We start from the raw sequence: 1,349 nt of genomic DNA on the forward strand, positions 1-1,349 counted from the left end.
GGTAGCGTCAAGGTCAAGAAGTTTGTGTAGTAAGATTATCCATCGGAACATTAGACCATTATTGATTGTTCGGGTAAGGCCTTTCCATATCGCTTGGTGTACATCTCTTCAAATGAAGCCTTTGTATCGGCATCTACAAACCCGCGTATGGCTCTGCCACACCATTTTTCATTGTAGTCGAGTGCTTGTAAGTAAATAATCTTCTCCGCAGCTTCAATATTCGTTAGGCTATTCATAGGTTTCAACCGTTTACGAAGTTCCTTATTCATACGTTCAATGGGATTGGTTGTGTAGATGGCGGGCCATGTCAACGTTGGGTATTTGTAAAAAGTTAAAAGCGTTGGGAGCTGCACTTCCCAGGATTTCACCTCTTTAGGGTACTGCTTGCTCCATTTCTCTTTAAAATTCTCAAATACAGCGCGTGCGACGTCTCCATCGATTGCCGTGTATACTTGCTTTAAATCTTCCAGAAACTCGGTTTTATCCGACACACGAATTTTTGGAAAAGTAGCTCGTACCTTATGAACGACGCAATGCTGGACGTCGGCTTTAGGGTAAATTTCGCGAAACGCTTCTTCCAAGCCTGGTAAACCGTCAAAGACCCCGAGGAGCACATCCGTTGCACCACGTTGCTTCAGGTCTTTAAGCACCTCTCGCCAGCCATTAGAGCTTTCGTGTCCACCGACATAAAAGCCTAGAATTTGGCGAGTTCCGTTCTCGTCAATTCCCATGACTAAATAAACGGCCTCACTGCTGACCGTGTTGCGCTTGAGTTTGACATAGAGACCATCTAAATAGATAACGGAGTAACGCTTCTCTAGCGGACGATTCTGCCACTGTTCGATGTCTTCCATAACCGTYTGAGTAATATTACTAATGGTTGTCGGCGAGTAGTGTGTTCCAAACATGCTCTCTACGAATTTAGCGACTTCTCTTGTGCTCATTCCGCCTTTGTACATGTGAATAATGGCTTCCTCTAGCCAGCCTTCCCTACGCTGATAGGGCTGAAATAAACGTGTTTGAAATGATCCTTTGCGATCTCGTGGCACATGAAGTTCGTTGATTATTCCGTATCTCGTTTGGAACGTTCGTTTGTAGTTACCATTACGAGTATTGCGCAAGTGGGGCTGCTCCACTTTCATGTAATTTTTAATCTCTTCTCGCAAAAGCAGCTCTAGTTTTTCTTGTAGCAGTTTTGTAACAGTATTTTCAAGTAGATCATTGAATGCATTTTCGGGTATAGTATTCATCGAGTAGGGCTCCTTCTTGGTGATCTCAGCAATCCCGAGGATACCCTACTTTTTTGTGTTTTGAATAGACTCCAAAACTTGGTACACAAACTATTGTAC

At 43.5% G+C, this 1,349-nt stretch carries 1 protein-coding gene; it reads right to left on the minus strand.

All coding sequences use genetic code 11. The features are described from left to right. Positions 1-50: 50 nt before the first annotated feature. Positions 51-1,250, minus strand: coding sequence for an IS256 family transposase (locus AC1DPK_RS34115; RefSeq protein ID WP_477513025.1), 1,200 nt, complete (start codon positions 1,248-1,250; stop codon positions 51-53). Positions 1,251-1,349: the final 99 nt, after the last annotated feature.

Source organism: Paenibacillus sp. 01T424, assembly GCF_056398745.1.